Annotated in this window: 15 protein-coding genes and 4 pseudogenes; 8 read left to right on the top strand and 11 right to left on the bottom strand. The window is 65.2% G+C overall.

Annotated elements, in window-relative coordinates; translation table 11 throughout:
* Both ACWEJ6_RS52710 and ACWEJ6_RS52705 read left to right on the top strand, forming a co-directional pair.
* Positions 1–103 (top strand): annotated as a pseudogene (locus tag ACWEJ6_RS52710) (IS481 family transposase); the annotation flags it as partial.
* A gap of 61 nt (positions 104–164) precedes the next feature.
* A complete protein-coding gene (locus tag ACWEJ6_RS52705) occupies positions 165–527 on the top strand; it encodes a hypothetical protein (protein ID WP_452433222.1) in 363 nt (120 codons plus the stop codon).
* Here ACWEJ6_RS52705 and ACWEJ6_RS52700 read toward each other — a convergent pair.
* From ACWEJ6_RS52700 to ACWEJ6_RS52685, 4 genes are all read right to left on the bottom strand, one after another.
* On the bottom strand, positions 472–1086 hold the full coding sequence (locus ACWEJ6_RS52700) for a hypothetical protein (RefSeq protein ID WP_452433220.1): 615 nt from the start codon (positions 1084–1086) through the stop codon (positions 472–474). The two genes, ACWEJ6_RS52705 and ACWEJ6_RS52700, sit on opposite strands and share 56 nt — an antisense overlap.
* Positions 1087–1239: 153 nt before the next feature.
* Complete coding sequence (locus tag ACWEJ6_RS52695) at positions 1240–1689, bottom strand: NUDIX hydrolase (protein ID WP_452433219.1); 450 nt, start codon at positions 1687–1689, stop codon at positions 1240–1242.
* 485 nt (positions 1690–2174) lie between these two features.
* The gene (locus tag ACWEJ6_RS52690; RefSeq protein ID WP_452433218.1) at positions 2175–2369 is read right to left on the bottom strand and encodes a zinc ribbon domain-containing protein; all 195 of its coding nucleotides are present in this window, start codon (positions 2367–2369) and stop codon (positions 2175–2177) included.
* Between the two features lie 32 nt (positions 2370–2401).
* Positions 2402–2590 (bottom strand): hypothetical protein, encoded by a 189-nt coding sequence (locus ACWEJ6_RS52685; protein WP_452433216.1) that lies wholly within the window; start codon positions 2588–2590, stop codon positions 2402–2404.
* A 272-nt stretch (positions 2591–2862) separates the two neighbouring features.
* Between ACWEJ6_RS52685 and ACWEJ6_RS52680 the strand changes: the two genes are divergently transcribed.
* Positions 2863–3030, top strand: coding sequence for a hypothetical protein (locus ACWEJ6_RS52680; protein ID WP_452433214.1), 168 nt, complete (start codon positions 2863–2865; stop codon positions 3028–3030).
* A 489-nt stretch (positions 3031–3519) separates the two neighbouring features.
* Here the strand turns inward: ACWEJ6_RS52680 and ACWEJ6_RS52675 are convergent, their stop codons facing one another.
* Positions 3520–3795, bottom strand: a complete 276-nt coding sequence (locus tag ACWEJ6_RS52675; RefSeq protein WP_452433223.1) for a phage terminase small subunit — start codon at positions 3793–3795, stop codon at positions 3520–3522.
* Between the two features lie 1485 nt (positions 3796–5280).
* Here ACWEJ6_RS52675 and ACWEJ6_RS52670 point away from each other — a divergent pair.
* Positions 5281–5433 carry a hypothetical protein gene (locus ACWEJ6_RS52670; RefSeq protein ID WP_452433212.1) on the top strand — a complete coding sequence of 51 codons (153 nt, stop codon included), beginning with the start codon at positions 5281–5283 and terminating at the stop codon, positions 5431–5433.
* 403 nt (positions 5434–5836) lie between these two features.
* Here ACWEJ6_RS52670 and ACWEJ6_RS52665 read toward each other — a convergent pair.
* Positions 5837–7511: pseudogene (locus tag ACWEJ6_RS52665) on the bottom strand (ISAzo13 family transposase); the annotation flags it as partial.
* Between the two features lie 316 nt (positions 7512–7827).
* Positions 7828–7980: a hypothetical protein gene (locus ACWEJ6_RS52660; protein WP_452433210.1), complete on the bottom strand. Its 153-nt coding sequence runs from the start codon at positions 7978–7980 to the stop codon at positions 7828–7830.
* A 70-nt stretch (positions 7981–8050) separates the two neighbouring features.
* Between ACWEJ6_RS52660 and ACWEJ6_RS52655 the strand changes: the two are divergent.
* Positions 8051–8497: pseudogene (locus ACWEJ6_RS52655) on the top strand (hypothetical protein); the annotation flags it as partial.
* 504 nt (positions 8498–9001) lie between these two features.
* On the opposite strand, the gene ACWEJ6_RS52650 reads toward ACWEJ6_RS52655, so the two are convergent.
* From ACWEJ6_RS52650 to ACWEJ6_RS52640, 3 genes are read right to left on the bottom strand one after another with little or no spacing between them, the layout of a single operon-like run.
* Positions 9002–9316: a hypothetical protein gene (locus ACWEJ6_RS52650; protein WP_452433208.1), complete on the bottom strand. Its 315-nt coding sequence runs from the start codon at positions 9314–9316 to the stop codon at positions 9002–9004.
* Positions 9313–9462, bottom strand: a complete 150-nt coding sequence (locus ACWEJ6_RS52645; RefSeq protein WP_452433206.1) for a hypothetical protein — start codon at positions 9460–9462, stop codon at positions 9313–9315. Before ACWEJ6_RS52645 ends, ACWEJ6_RS52650 begins: the two co-directional genes overlap by 4 nt.
* A complete protein-coding gene (locus ACWEJ6_RS52640; RefSeq protein WP_452433204.1) occupies positions 9462–9710 on the bottom strand; it encodes a hypothetical protein in 249 nt (82 codons plus the stop codon). Before ACWEJ6_RS52640 ends, ACWEJ6_RS52645 begins: the two co-directional genes overlap by 1 nt.
* Positions 9711–9862: 152 nt before the next feature.
* Here ACWEJ6_RS52640 and ACWEJ6_RS52635 point away from each other — a divergent pair, with 152 nt between their 5' ends.
* Positions 9863–10321 carry a GntR family transcriptional regulator gene (locus ACWEJ6_RS52635; RefSeq protein WP_452433202.1) on the top strand — a complete coding sequence of 153 codons (459 nt, stop codon included), beginning with the start codon at positions 9863–9865 and terminating at the stop codon, positions 10319–10321.
* Between the two features lie 571 nt (positions 10322–10892).
* Here ACWEJ6_RS52635 and ACWEJ6_RS52630 read toward each other — a convergent pair.
* A complete protein-coding gene (locus tag ACWEJ6_RS52630) occupies positions 10893–11108 on the bottom strand; it encodes a hypothetical protein (RefSeq protein ID WP_452433201.1) in 216 nt (71 codons plus the stop codon).
* A 141-nt stretch (positions 11109–11249) separates the two neighbouring features.
* Here ACWEJ6_RS52630 and istA point away from each other — a divergent pair.
* Together istA and istB are read left to right on the top strand one after the other, a co-directional pair.
* A pseudogene (gene istA, locus ACWEJ6_RS52625) lies at positions 11250–12469 on the top strand (IS21 family transposase).
* Positions 12469–13185: an IS21-like element helper ATPase IstB gene (gene istB / locus ACWEJ6_RS52620; protein ID WP_452433199.1), complete on the top strand. Its 717-nt coding sequence runs from the start codon at positions 12469–12471 to the stop codon at positions 13183–13185. The pseudogene istA and the gene istB overlap by 1 nt, the downstream one beginning before the upstream one ends.
* Positions 13186–13353: the final 168 nt, after the last annotated feature.

The following is a 13353-nucleotide window of genomic DNA, read 5'->3' as shown; positions in this document are numbered from 1 at the left end:
GCAAGACTTTCTCCACACCTACAACCACCATCGATGCCACACCGCACTCGGCGGCCACCCACCGATCACCCGCGTCAACAACCCTGCGGGTCAATACACCTAGCCCGCGCCGGAGCCCACTTTGAGAAGGGGCGCCTGATCGAACGTGAGGAGCGAGCAGCCTGATGACGAGCCACGAGCCGCTGACCGATGAGGAACTGGCTGCGATTGAAGAACTGGCCGAGGCGGCAACTCCAGGGCCGTGGTTCATCCGGCTTCTCGACGACGAGGATGCCATGAACCTCGTGGCCATCAGTACCGTTCCCGACACCGGCTACGGTGAACGCTGGCCGGACTTCGATCATCGCGAGATCGTGGCCGCAACCCTCATCCAGCAACCTCGCTACGTCGATGTCGCCGACGCACGCTGGGATGAGAACGCCCAGTTCATCGCGAACGCTCGCCAAGACATCCCTCGGCTGATCACCGAGATCAAACGACTCCGTCAGCTACTCGCCGAAAAGGGCCGCCAAGACCTCGAGGCGTAACGAGGCTCACCACCGATCCACAGGTATTTACGAATACTCCGTTCGACGTAGTCGACATGTCTGCGTAGGGCTTCTCCACGCCGGTCTCGAAACGCTCCGCCCATCCGTCGAGCAGCCGGCTGACGGCGTAGGTCTTGGCCACGGTCCATGTGAGGTCGATCGCCACGTGGGCTACCGGAACGCTATCGATCCCCAGAGCAAGGGTGTTCGTGCCCAAGTCGATGACGAGTTCGTCGATGGCATCGGCCTGGCCTGGCACATCGGAAACCGCCTTGAATTCGATCCCGGCTAAGTCGCCGAACATCGTGGCGGCATGGTCGAAATGCTGGGTCGCGTGCTTGTTTCGAGACTCGCTGTGGTGATCACCGTGTCGTGGCGAACCGGGCCACAGCTGAGTCGAACTTGTCGGTGGCGTGCTCGTTGCCCATGAAGGTCGCGCAGGGAAGTGGAAGGCGTCGCCTGGGCTCAGGTAGAAGGCAGGGGTTACACCGGGGATGACGGTCCGCTCCGGCGCGCGGCCCGTGCCCGATGATCTGTAGATGGCTTCGTAAATGTCCACCTGTTAAGGTCCAGTTCGAATCGTTCCGGACAGATCAATGCAGGTCAGCGGGTATACCCGGTCTCGCCTGAACGGCTTTGGAGCACCCTAGATTGCAACCCAGGCCGCGCCCCGGCTGATTCAGGTAGCTGACCGTGGACGCTCGAACCACCGCTACGCGGTCGCAACACTGCGACCATCAGGAGGGGAACACCGAAACAGATCAAGACCAACATCGAGAAGTTCCGTACGGCGTCGCTCCGGTAGCTCCGCCAACGAGATCCACGCTGCTTGGTCAGAGCTGCCACCGGTTTCGTTCTGGAGGAACCCTCCGACCACGGCCACTTCGTACAACAGATTCGTCGCGTGGATTTCGGCATCCGGGCTAAGCCATACGTTGGAGTGAACTCCGAGCAGCCGGACGACTTTCACCAGGTATCCCGTCTCCTCATGCACTTCGCGGACAACCGCGTCAGCGGGATGCTCCCCGTGCTCCACGCCGCCACCCGGCGGACCCCAACGACAGTCCGGTGCTGCGTACCGGGACAGAAGTATGGAGGCTTCTTCGCCGACGCATATCGCATAGGCTCCGACCCGTTGAATCCGATCATGACGGTTCGCCATCTGGAGATGGTGACACACATCGGGCCTCGTTGGCGGCAGCCCATTTCGTCGCTGTGGCGTCATGGCGCATGCGTTCGCGTGGCGTCGTTCGCCTGGTTTGAGGTCGACCACGCTGCTCGGTGAGTCAAGGTGTGGTGCGAACCCTGGATGGTCGATCAGCCCCCAATCACGTATCGCGGCCAGCCGTGCGGTGGCGATCGTCGGCCGCATCTGTAAGGCGGCGCGGCAACCTTGGTCAGAGCGTTCGATCGGTACGGTGGGGCTGGCGCGCGGCGGCCGGTCCTGTGTCCAGCCGCCGTTCGGGACCCCCCTCAGGCCGCACGCCCAGACGGCGGGCGGGCGGAGGGCCGGGGGTACGGCGGCGCCCGCCCGCCGCCTGATACCCAAGAGAACGACTCTGCGATGTCTGTGTGATCGTTCTTGAGCGCAGCTCCTCGGTCAAGGTTGCGTATCTGCTGGAGAACATTGCCGCTTGAGGTTATGTATCAGCCCCCGTCATGGGGTTTCGGCGGGGGTTGCACGCTGTTGTCGGCTTGCTCTCCATCGTCCAACGGGGCACCGCACTTCCAGCACGTCCGGGCCTGCCGCGTTGCGAACTGCTGGCCGCAATTGGGGCAGCCTTCCGATCTGAGCGGGATGAGCTCGCCGAACTCATCCACCAAGTACGGACCGTCGGTCATAGGCGAATCCTTGCGTCACCGCGGCCGGCCCATCAAGTATGTGAACTCGTTGCGGTCGGTGGGAACACGATGTCGGCCGCATCAACCGAAACGAGGTTGTCCGTGCCGCCCTGAATCGCCCGTACGGTCTGGTGCACCTCAGTGACATGCGCTCCCTCGGAAATGATCAGCTCCGCAGTCTCCTCCGGGGTGGGCGGCCGGACGATCAGATGTTCCTCCACCTGTTCGACTGTCCAATGCTGGAATCGTGCTCAATGTTCGCGATCCAGACGTGGCGGGCACCATTCCGGCATCGTGCGGTAATCACTACCCACGATATGCAGCCGGGCCAATCTCGTCCCCGCTTGTAGAGGAGTTCATAAGGCTTGCTCTACGACCCAGATGGGGGCCTCGTGAGAGACATCCATGCAAGTGCTGCCTGTCGCCGCGGCAGATCGCGATGAGCGGCCCGCTTGCCATCGATCTCCTCTTGCCCGGTGCGGGAGGAGCAGGCGTGATCTCGTTGGTGGTGTTCTTGTTCAGGAACCCGGACAAGGTCGGGTCATGGTTCCCGAAGCTGCAGGCGTCCTGGTACAGCGGTCGCGCTGAAGCCGAGAAGGCCCGCAAGGCGTACGAGAAGCTGCGCGAGGCCCGCACTGAGATGGGTGAGCTTCAGGGTTGATTACGTGTCCTCACTCACTTGCATGCAGATTCGTGCCGATGGCAGCTCTTGCCTATATGCACTAAACGTCACCTTCCGATCTCCAAGAGCTACCATCAAGGTGTGAGTGGACCAGGCACCTGGTTAGGCGATGAGGAACTGTGCCCCGAGGCGCATCCACCCTTACCGGTGAGTCGAAAAGAGGCTCGCCACTACGGCCACGTTCATGAGTGGTGGTTAGTCATGAGATGGGGCTTTTCTGTCGCCTCTTCGGTCTCCTGTCCGTGGGCGCAGTCACCGACAATTCCTGGTTCGCGATAGCGGGACTCGGGGTCGGGATGCTCTCGATCGTCGGACTGGGATGGGTGGCGGGCGTGGTGAGCCTCCACTCCAGGGTTGGCCGACACAGTCGCCGGGTAGACGCCGAAGGTCGCCAGCCGAGCTGGATGACACTCTTGTTGCTGGGGGCGGTACTTGGGGTGCGGCTGGACGTCCTGAAGGACCCGCTTCTCAAGTAGGCGGCCAGATCAAGCGCCTCCCAGTTGCTGTAGAGCTCGAAGTCGGCCACGTTCTCGGGAGCCTGCCGGGCTTGTCTGCTCCCGCCTTGTCGTTGCTTTCGCGCCCCATCCACAAGCGCATCCGGTCGGTGACCGTCGCGCCCATCAGAGATTCGTTCTGTCGGATCTCGGCCAGGGCGTTGTGGCCTGGCCTGCGATAGTACGCCTCAATCAAGGGCGCCGACATCTGGAGGGGCTGCCAGTCCGTGCCCTTGAAACTTGGCCCGATCGGACTCGCCCCAGGTGTTCCACCAGCGAGTGGTGACCACGCTGAAGGAGTCTCGTTTGAACAGCCTGGTCAGCCTCGCAGGGACATCGTCGTCGCCCCCAGGCGCGACAGGTCCACATGGTCGCGCCTGACGGCGTTCTCTTTCGGAGCAGGCCACGACTCGCCACACCATCACCCCGATACCTGTCCGCGAGGACATCGCTCAGGGTCACCTCGTTGGACGGCTTCGCCGCAGGCCGCTCAGCCTGCCTCTTCGGCTCAGCCATGGAAGTGCTGGCCGGCTGGCCCGCGTTGCGCTGTGGTCATGTGCCCTTTCGGTAAAGAAGAAGATATGTGTGGAACCGCCCTCACACACACGAGCCAGCCGCACCGGCACAAGGCACGGCGAACAGGTCATGGACCAAGCCGGGCTCGATATCGCCGATCGACAACGGCGGGCCAGCTGGTGCCAAGAGGGCTTGGAGATGGCCGGCGTGCTGGCGGGCCTTGCCGGAGTATCAGGCGTCGATGTGATCGCCCTTGACGCTGAGAGGCCGCTCGGCGTGGCGGTTGATCGGGATAAAGGATGCCGCACAGGATCACACGCGCCAGTCCTTCGGCGCGGGCGCGGACAAGGGCGCAGAAGGACCTGAGGCTTGAGCTGCGAGGACTACGATTCATTCGTGTATGGAGCGGTAGGTTGTGACGCCGTGATCGCGGCCGGGCTTGGGGATGTCTTGCTCGCCGTGGAACCAGCGCGCCAGCATGACTTCTTGCCGGAAGAGACTCAAGACCCGACTGTCTCTCGGCGTGCCGCCCGTGTTCTTCACGCGGGAGCGGGCTACCTACTGAACGAGTGCGAGGGAAACGTCGAACGTGGCGTGATAAGCGATCATGTGGAGCCCTCCGGTAGCGGGGATACCTTGGGGCGAGAGCTCTTCTAACAGGGAGCCTTTTTCATCCTATTGTCGCAGGTCAGGAGCAGTGGCTGGCGAAGGTGAACCTTGGGGCCTGCGATAAGACTCAGACCTCGGCAGCTGAGCTGGACGGGTAAATGCGCCATCACTCCTGCTCTAGAGAGCCGGGCAAGGAGGATGAAAAAGGCTCAGGGACTCCGCGTCTTTTTCCAGCCTTGGATGTCCAAGAAATCCCCAATTCATAGAAACTGTTGCACTGTGCCATTTTTATCCTATTTCCGTAGGTCGGGAGCGATAACTGGCGAAGGGGAGTCCTGTAGCCCGCAGCGAGATCCGGACCTCCCGACAGCTGAGCCGGGACAGTAGACGCGATATAAGTCCTGCTCAGGAGAGCTGGATAGGGGGATGAAAAGAGCCCCTGAAAACACCTCAGTGTTTAACGCACCCCGCTCAGCTACACTGGAGCCAACAATGCCGACACGCAGACAGCAACTCCCCGATCAACGTCCTCCGCGAAACTTCAGCGCCAGCGCTCCGCGCCGCTGACGCCTTGCGAGGCGGCGGGTTTCGACCAGCAGAGGAAGGGGCCATGGTGCCGCAACGAAGCGATCTCATCGACGGGTCCTCGATCGTGTCCGATCTTGACAACCTCGATGACTCTCCCATCCGCCTGACCCTGCGGGAGTTGTTGGCAGAGCAACGCCAGGCGGAGGACTACAGGAGGTTTGACAACACCGCCTGACCCTCGAACTCAGGACACCTTGAGGGCCGGACCATGGAGATTCGGAGACAACGAGTTCCACGCGGAGACGAAGCCTTGTCTACCGGAGTTCAAGGCGGACGCCGTCGCGTTGTATCTGTCCAATCCAGGATGGACGCTGGCTCCGCTGACCGACGATCTGGGGATCAGCCGGGAGACGCCGTAGAACTGAGCGCGTCAGGGGCGTGCGGACTGCAGCGCGAGCGTCAAGGCGCGGGGCCCGGCGGGGAAGTCGACGTGTGGCCCGCTATCGTCCACGGCGTGCTAGAAGAGGAGAAGAGGCAGCTCAGAGCCCGGATCCGGGGGCTGGAGCTGGAGTGTGAGACTCTGCGCGGGCCGCGAAGTATTTCGCGGGAGAGACGAACTGGTGAGGATCCGTCAACCAACTACTCCCCGGTTTGATGTTGGTTTCGTAGGCGGTGATCTCGTTCTGGAGTGCCTCGATTAAGTGGGGCGGGTGGGTCTGGCGGCGAGATCGGGGGCGGCGAAGCCCAGCAGAGGCCTGATCCGGTGGGCGTGGAAGCTGTGGGTGCTGCGCTCTCGGCCGAGTAGCCGGGCTGCCAGGGTGAGCGTGACGGTGTTGCGGTGCCTCAGGGCAGCGGCCAGGACGCGGTGTCTGTGGTCGAGGAATCCGAGGCCAGGGTTGTATATGCGCCGGTTGAAACCCTTGCGCTTCTCGCGTTCGGCCTCGGCCAGGGTTTTCCGCCAGGGCTCGAGCTCGGCCACGAGCCGGTCGAACTGGTCGCGGGTCATGCCGGTCAGGGTGGGGTGGGCGAGCGGGTAGGCGCCCTCGGTCGGGATCGGGGGCGCCTTCGCTTGGTCAGGTTCGGCCGAGGGTACTGTGCTGGGGTCGTAGGGGCCGATGGTGTAATTCCATTCGCCGTGTAGGTCGTCGCGCTGGACGCGCCGCAGGAGCACCTGGCACTGCTCCTTGGTGAGCGTGCGCCCGGTGGGGTAGTCGTTATCGCCAGGACGGCGCTGACGGTCAGCCCGGTGCTGGTGCGGGTGGCCGAGATGCTCCGCAGCAGCGCCTCGTAGCTGGTCAGGGGCCGTCCGCGCGGGCTGTGGGTGATGCGGGAGAACAAGCGATGCTCGACCTTGTTCCACTTCGATGTCCCCGACGGGAAGTGCGGCACGGTGACGGCCAGCCCGCTCTCGTCGGCGAAGGCGGCCAAGTCGTTCCTCAACAGGTGGGAGTCGGCGGAGTTCGCTCGTCCCGAATCGGCGGTGATCAGCAGCCGGGTCACGTCGGGTAGTAGCCTCGGGCTTGCCGGTTTCACCAGCGGTGGATGGACTGCACTGCGAACGCCGCGGTGTTGCGGCCGGTGCCCACGTTCACCCAGCCAATGTCTTGGCCCAAGTCATAGACGCCATGCGGGATCACAACCGGGGTATCGGCGATGGTGAGGTCGTGATCGGGGGCCGTAATCGGCTTCGTCTTGGACCGGTAGGTGCCGCCGGCTCGGGCGAAGTCACCGATCGGTTCCTTCTTCTTCGCGTCCACGCTCACCACCGGCAAACCGTCGGCGAGGAGCCGTTCGACCCTGGCGTTGATGTGTTGGAACCGCGCGTCGTGGTCGCGGACCTGGCCGCCGGCGCGCCGCTTGGCCATGCCCTGAAGACTGCACCCTGCCGGGCGCAGCAGATCGCCCACTGCCGGGGCACTGATCGGGTGCCCTGCCGCGGTTAACTCCCGGGCCAAATCCCGTAACGAGGCCGTGGTCCAGCGCGGCGGAGAAAACGGATCACCGATCTCCCGCGGCTCGATCAACGCCTCAAGCGCCGGCACTGGCCCGGTCACGCTCAGCAGCCAGCTTTCGTCCGCCACCAGGACAACGCACCCGGGACAGAACCGGTGCACCACCCGCGAGCTCGAGACGTCCCCGCGTGATGGTCGACTCCGATACCTCTGCCGGCCTGGCCACCACCACGATCCCGCCATGCCCCAGCGCATCGGCCTCAGCAGCCAGATAGAGGCGGCGCTGCCGCTCGTCCAGATGCGGCAGCACGGCTGTGAACTTCACATCCGGGGCCGCCAGGAGCGTCTCAGATATTGCCATGGAAGGCCATTTAGCATGGCACTCACCGCGGTCGCAGTGGAACTAGCGGTAATTGCCTTACGGGTCCTGAACCGCCTTCAGTTCGTCGACCATCGGGGCGTCTTGGGCGTCACGCGGCTGTGCTGGGTGCTGCAGGTGTCCCGCTCGGGCTGTTACCGGTGGATCGCGCCCGCGCCAGCCCGGGTCCCGGGCGGAGCGGGCCGCGGCCGATGCCGCGCTGGCGGAGAAGATCGGGCGGATCCATGATGCGGTTCGACGGCGCTCATGGTGGTCCGCGCGTCACTTCCGAGTCGCGGGTCCGGGGCCACACGGTCAGCTACCAGCGGATCGCGCGGATGATGCGCCGTTCCGGCATCATCGGGCCGCACCCGCGCGAGAAGGTGCGTACCACACTGAGGAAGACGAAGTCCGCCAGCTGGCCGGTGCGCGGCATGCCCTGGGCCGACTGGATACGGCGAGCGTAGATCATCGCGCGAGTTGGAGCGGCTTCGGGTGCCACAGATCGCCCATGAGCTCGCAGGGAGACGACGGTTCGCTACTGGCTGGCGCGTTTCAGATTAGAGGGCTTGGACGGACTGGGAAATCGCCTCGGTACCGCCCGGAGACGGCGGATCAACGAGGCGGACCGCTCGCGGATCACCGCGCTGACCCACATCTCACTACAGGGCCAGCCGAAGCGTGATCAGCCAATCGGTCCGCTGGCCACGTCCGACGAGACCGGACCAGGAGCCTGGACGCTGGATACCCTGACCGAGGCCGCCCGCGGGGACGGCCTCGCCGTGGTGCGCTCGCGAGTGGGGCGGATCCTGCTGGCCGAGGAAGTGCGCCGGCGGCGCACCCGCTCCTGGGCCATCAGCCATGACGCACAGTTCGCCCCTGAAGAACCTCGTCATCGCCCTCCGCGCGTGCCCGCTGCGGGCAGTGACGGCCAGGGCTGCCAGCGAGCCCGGCCCTGTCCTGCCCCGGATCTCCGACTCCACCCCTGAAAAGAGCCCTGGGGGACGACATGTCACAGCGGCCCTGACCTACAGCGGCGGACCGGAGAAGACCTGGGCCGTGATCGTCCCGGTGGGCCGCCTTTTTCTGACAGGGCCAGGAGGCCCCGCCAGCTGGCGCTGTCGCGCGAGGTGACCGTCGATGGCGCTCGGCCCGCCGCAGGCGGTCACCGACACCCCGACCAGCCGTGACAGCGTCTCCACTCGCGAAGGGCTCGGCATCCACGTATCCAGCGGGGTGTCCATCCCGTATGGCGCTCGGAGGCTCCATCCGCGACAAGCCTGATGGCGCATCTCCCGCCGCCAAGCCCTGGCCGGGCATGCCTTGGCGATCCCGAAGAGATCACCTACGCGGCCGCCGTGGCGACCGCCCATATCAATGCACACGTTGATCTCTAAGTCTGGGGTCGCCCGACCACATATCCAGCAGCGCCGTCGCCGTTCTAACTACCTACTTGAGGGACAGAGCACTGGAAGAGTGGGTGGTTCGCGGAGTCAGCGCAGCAGGTGATGGATCAGGATGCTGAAGCCCCGCGACTTGAAGTTTCGTCTGAGCGCGTCCTGATCCCGTTTTGACGCCTTGGCGGCGATCGCGTCTGGCAAAGGCGTCTCGCCGGCCTCGTTGAGCATGTACAGCAGGGCGACCACTGAGAAGGCGGCCATCTCATCCGCGGGCCTCCAACGCGAGTAGGTGCGGCGCTTCCCGTCCTGGGTCAGCCACCAGTTGCCCTCATCGTCGACCTCGATGCGGCACGACCAGACATGCATGTCGGGCGCCCAGTCGTCCAGAATGTGGCGGAGGTTGCTCACGCCCAGCGCTCCTGGTCCGGGATGGCCTGCTCAATCAGGTGGCCGTCTGTGTGCGCGCGGCAGGCAGTGCCAGTGGAGCCTTCCCAGACGCCGAAGGCGTTCTCTTCGACGGTGTCGCCGCATGCCAGGCAGAAGAGGAAGCCCATCACAGGTCTCCCACCTGCCAGCCGGACGCGGGGAGAGGAATGTACGGAGCGACGCTGGGACGCAGGCGGGCGGCGATGAGGCGGCGCCACTGGTCGAGCGGCATCAGCTCATCCGTTGCACAGTTCCGGTGCTGGAGGATGTCTGGGTGCGGTCCGCCGTGGCGCGTGTTGTCGGCGGTGACGGGAGGCATGCCTTCTCCGCCGGAGGTGGCGGGGTGCTCGAGGCTAGACAAGTAGGGGAAGGCCATGTGGCCACGATAGCTCAACATGTATTAACTGGTCTAGTACACGTCACAGAAGCGCAAGTTGCAGTACTAGGACACACATTCATGCGTATCGGTAAGGGAGGGCTCGTACTAGGTCATCTATTTTGCGATCCGTGCACAATCCCAGGGGTCCCGTGCCGGTCTACAAGCTGGTTGCCGAGCAGATCAGACGCCGCATCGACAACGGCGAGCTTGCACCTGGCCATCAGGTGCCAAGTGAAACCGAACTCATGGCTGAGCAGCAGGTCTCGCGCGTCACTGTGCGTCTCGCCATCAAGTACCTGCGGGAGCAGGGAGTCATCTATACCGTGCAAGGCAAGGGGAGCTTCGTCGGGCCGCCTGATGCTCCCCGGATCACGCGCCGCACACTGCCGCACCGCGAGATTGCGGAGGCGCTCATCGTGCGTATCAAGGCTGGCGAGCTAAAGCCTGACTTGCCCATCCCCAGCGAGACCACGCTTATGCAGGAACATGATGTAGCAAAGGGAACAGCGCGACAGGCAGTCAAGCACCTTCGCGAACTCGGCTGGGTCTACACCGTGCCCCAGCGAGGGACGTACGTAAAGCAGCGTGAGGACTGGCCCAAGGGTTGAGCGGGGAAGAGTTTCGCGGCCCCGCCTCAAGCGGAGGTAGGGCCGCAGTGCTGCTCAAGACCTCGTGTCAGAGCCTTGGCGTCGATTTCGGCACAGGCGCCTGACGCTGAAGACCGCAGTAGGGACAGAGGCGCAATTCGCCGCCCGGTTGGTCGTGCGCTCCTTGGCGACGATTGGCCTCAATCTCCGAGCGCGCTGGCGGCAGCTCGGAAGGCGAGTTGCTTCAACTCGCAAGGCGGGCGTAGAGACTCTCTGGCTGGCCCAGGGCCAGCGCGAGAGGATTAACTTCGCGGCGGTAGATCTCCGGAGTCCCTGCGACGTCTTCAGCTGAGAAAATCTCCTAGCCAGGACTCTGCGGTGGGGCTCTGGCCTGAGCTGACACATGTGTCCGACGCCTTAACCTGCGCCCCTCGAGGCCAAACCGCTGCGCGAGCGGATCTTTGTTGATTAATGGCCCCCGAAATTATCGCTCCACGTCCCATCAGGCGTCGCGGAACCCAGAAGTGGCACTCTTCGCCACTGGAAGCAGGGTGAGCTTGTTCCGCCTCGACGGACACCATCGTTGTGGTGTTCAGGCTGCGGCGGCCTCGAAGTCGGCGGGGCTACGGTAGCCCAGGCTGTTGTGCAAGCGGTGCGGAAGGTACCTGCTTTCGATGAACTCGAAGGTCGCGCTGGGCGGCAGCATGGGTGGCCGGGACTGGGCGTCGAGGAGCTCGCCCTCGAGCGTGGCGAAGGACGACTCGGCCAGCGCGTTGTCCCAGCACTGGCTGGTGCGTCCGACCCACAACCGAACCCCGACCCGAGCTGACAGCCCTTGTCCGAACGGAAGGTCACCCGCCTGGTGGGCGGCGGTGATCGGCCGTCGCCCAGCCGGCCATCCGGCCGGAGGCAATGTCGATGACGGCGGCAAGACAGTTCACTCTGGAGGGTGATCAAGGTGGAGGACTGGGCGGATATCCGCCGGTTGCACCGAGCCGAGGGCATGCCGATCAAAGCGATCGCACGGCATCTGGGCATCGCCAGGAACACGGTGCGGCGGGCGTTGGCGGCCGAGGAGCCGCCGAAGTATCAACGGCCGGGTAAGAAGTCGATCGTGGATGCGGTGGAACCGCAGATCCGCCAGTTGCTGCGGCAGTGGCCGGACATGCCAGCGACGGTGATCGCCGAGCGGATCGGCTGGCAGCGGTCGATGACCGTGCTCAAGGACCGCGTCCGGCAGATCCGGCCGGAGTACCGGCCCGTCGATCCGGCCTCGCGCACCAGCTACCAGCCGGGCGAGCTGGCCCAACGCGATCTATGGTTCCCGCCGACCCGCATCCCGGTCGGCCCCGACCGGGGCATGAGCCTGCCGGTGCTGGTCCTGGTCTGCGGCTACTCACGCTGGCTGCTGGCCCGGATGCTGCCTTCCCGGGCGGCGGGGGATCTGTTCGCCGGGATGTGGGCGCTGCTGTCCCTGCTCGGCGCTACCCCGAAGACGCTGGTGTGGGACAACGAGGGCGCCATCGGGGCGTGGAAGGGCGGCCGCCCGCAGCTCACCCGCGACGCCGAAGCCTTCCGCGGCACGTTGGGTGCTCGCATCCTGCAGTGCCGGCCGATCCGGAGGCCAAAGGGCTGGTGGAGCGGGCCAACGGCTATCTGGAGACCTCGTTCCTGCCGGGCCGCGCCTTCTCCGGCCCGCACGACTTCAATACCCAGCTGGAGGGTTGGCTGCAGCGAGCCAACCACCGCCATCATCGGCGTCTGGACTGCCGCCCGGCTGACCGGATCGGCGCGGATCGGGCGGCGATGGTCGCGTTGCCGCCAGTGCCGCCGACCGTGGGCTGGCGCAGCGCGACCCGGCTGGCGCGTGATCACTACGTGCGCGTCGCCTCCAACGACTACCCCGTCCACCCCTCGACCATTGGGCGCCTGGTCGAGGTCGTTGCCGACCTGGAGCACGTCACGATGACCTGCGCCGGCCAGGTGGCGGCCCGGCACGAGCGTTGCTGGGACGTCCACCAGACGCTCACTGACCCCGCTCACGCGCGGGCCGCGGCGGCGCTGCGCGCAGCCCGGCTGCAGGCCGTGGCCGCGCCGGTGGACACCGAGGTGGAACAGCGCCAGCTCAGCGACTACGACGCGCTGCTCGGCGTCGAGGGGGTGGCGTGATGGCCGCACGAACCACCAGCACTGCGGCTGCCACCGCGTCGACAGCAGCCCCGAGCGGCCGCAACGTCGCCGCCGAGCTGGCCAATCTGACCCGGGTGCTGAAGGCGCCGTCGCTGGCAGCCGCCGTCGAACGGCTGGCCGAACGAGCCCGCGCCGAGTCCTGGACGCATGAGGAGTTCCTGGCCGCCTGCCTGCAACGCGAGGTCGCCGCCCGCGACTCCCACGGCGGCGAGGCCCGCATCCGCGCTGCCCGCTTCCCAGCCCGCAAAGCCCTTGAAGACTTCGACTACGACCACCAGCGCTCGCTCAAACCCGAGGCCATCGCCCACGTGAGCACGCTGGACTTCGTCACCGCCCGGGAGAACGTAGTCTTCCTCGGCACGCCCGGCACCGGCAAGACGCACCTGTCGATCGGGCTCGAGATCCGCGCCTGCCAGGCCGGGCATCGGGTCGCCTTCGCCACCGCGGCTGAGTGGGTGGCCCGCCTGGCCGACGCGCACGGCGCCGGCAAACTCCAAGACGAGCTGGTCAAGCTGGCCCGCATCCCGGTCCTGATCGTGGACGAGGTCGGCTACATCCCGTTCGAGCCCGAGGCCGCCAACCTGTTCTTCCAGCTGGTCTTCAGCCGCTACGAACGCGCCAGCTTGATCGTCACCAGCAACAAACCCTTCGGAAAATCGCACATGTTCGAGCCAACAAGTGTGTGGTTCGGCTGAACTTCACACGTTGGAGCAGCTATTCGGGCTGGGGCGGGCGTGCGGTGTGGTTGCGCCATGCGGTCCGGAGGGCTTCGAGTTCGAGCCGAGGGAATGGCGCTCCCCATTTTCCGTGGCGCAGGCGCGACTTCAGCGCCCGCATCGACTCGACCTCCCGCCGGCAGTCAG

Source organism: Nonomuraea sp. NPDC004702 (genome assembly GCF_053601695.1).
The sequence above is the reverse complement of the archived record's forward strand: the minus strand, read 5'-3'. Positions and strand labels throughout refer to the sequence as shown.

What these genes read in the sequence shown, in the direction of transcription:
- ACWEJ6_RS52660 (WP_452433210.1), bottom strand. Translation starts at nt 7,980, where the DNA reads ATGATCTACGCTCGCCGTATCCAGTCGGCCCAGGGCATGCCGCGCACC.
- ACWEJ6_RS52670 (WP_452433212.1), top strand. Translation starts at nt 5,281, where the DNA reads ATGGTGCCGCAACGAAGCGATCTCATCGACGGGTCCTCGATCGTGTCC.
- ACWEJ6_RS52695 (WP_452433219.1), bottom strand. Translation starts at nt 1,689, where the DNA reads ATGGCGAACCGTCATGATCGGATTCAACGGGTCGGAGCCTATGCGATA.
- ACWEJ6_RS52640 (WP_452433204.1), bottom strand. Translation starts at nt 9,710, where the DNA reads ATGGCCTTCCCCTACTTGTCTAGCCTCGAGCACCCCGCCACCTCCGGC.
- ACWEJ6_RS52705 (WP_452433222.1), top strand. Translation starts at nt 165, where the DNA reads ATGACGAGCCACGAGCCGCTGACCGATGAGGAACTGGCTGCGATTGAA.
- ACWEJ6_RS52690 (WP_452433218.1), bottom strand. Translation starts at nt 2,369, where the DNA reads ATGACCGACGGTCCGTACTTGGTGGATGAGTTCGGCGAGCTCATCCCG.
- ACWEJ6_RS52645 (WP_452433206.1), bottom strand. Translation starts at nt 9,462, where the DNA reads ATGGGCTTCCTCTTCTGCCTGGCATGCGGCGACACCGTCGAAGAGAAC.
- istB (WP_452433199.1), top strand. Translation starts at nt 12,469, where the DNA reads ATGGCCGCACGAACCACCAGCACTGCGGCTGCCACCGCGTCGACAGCA.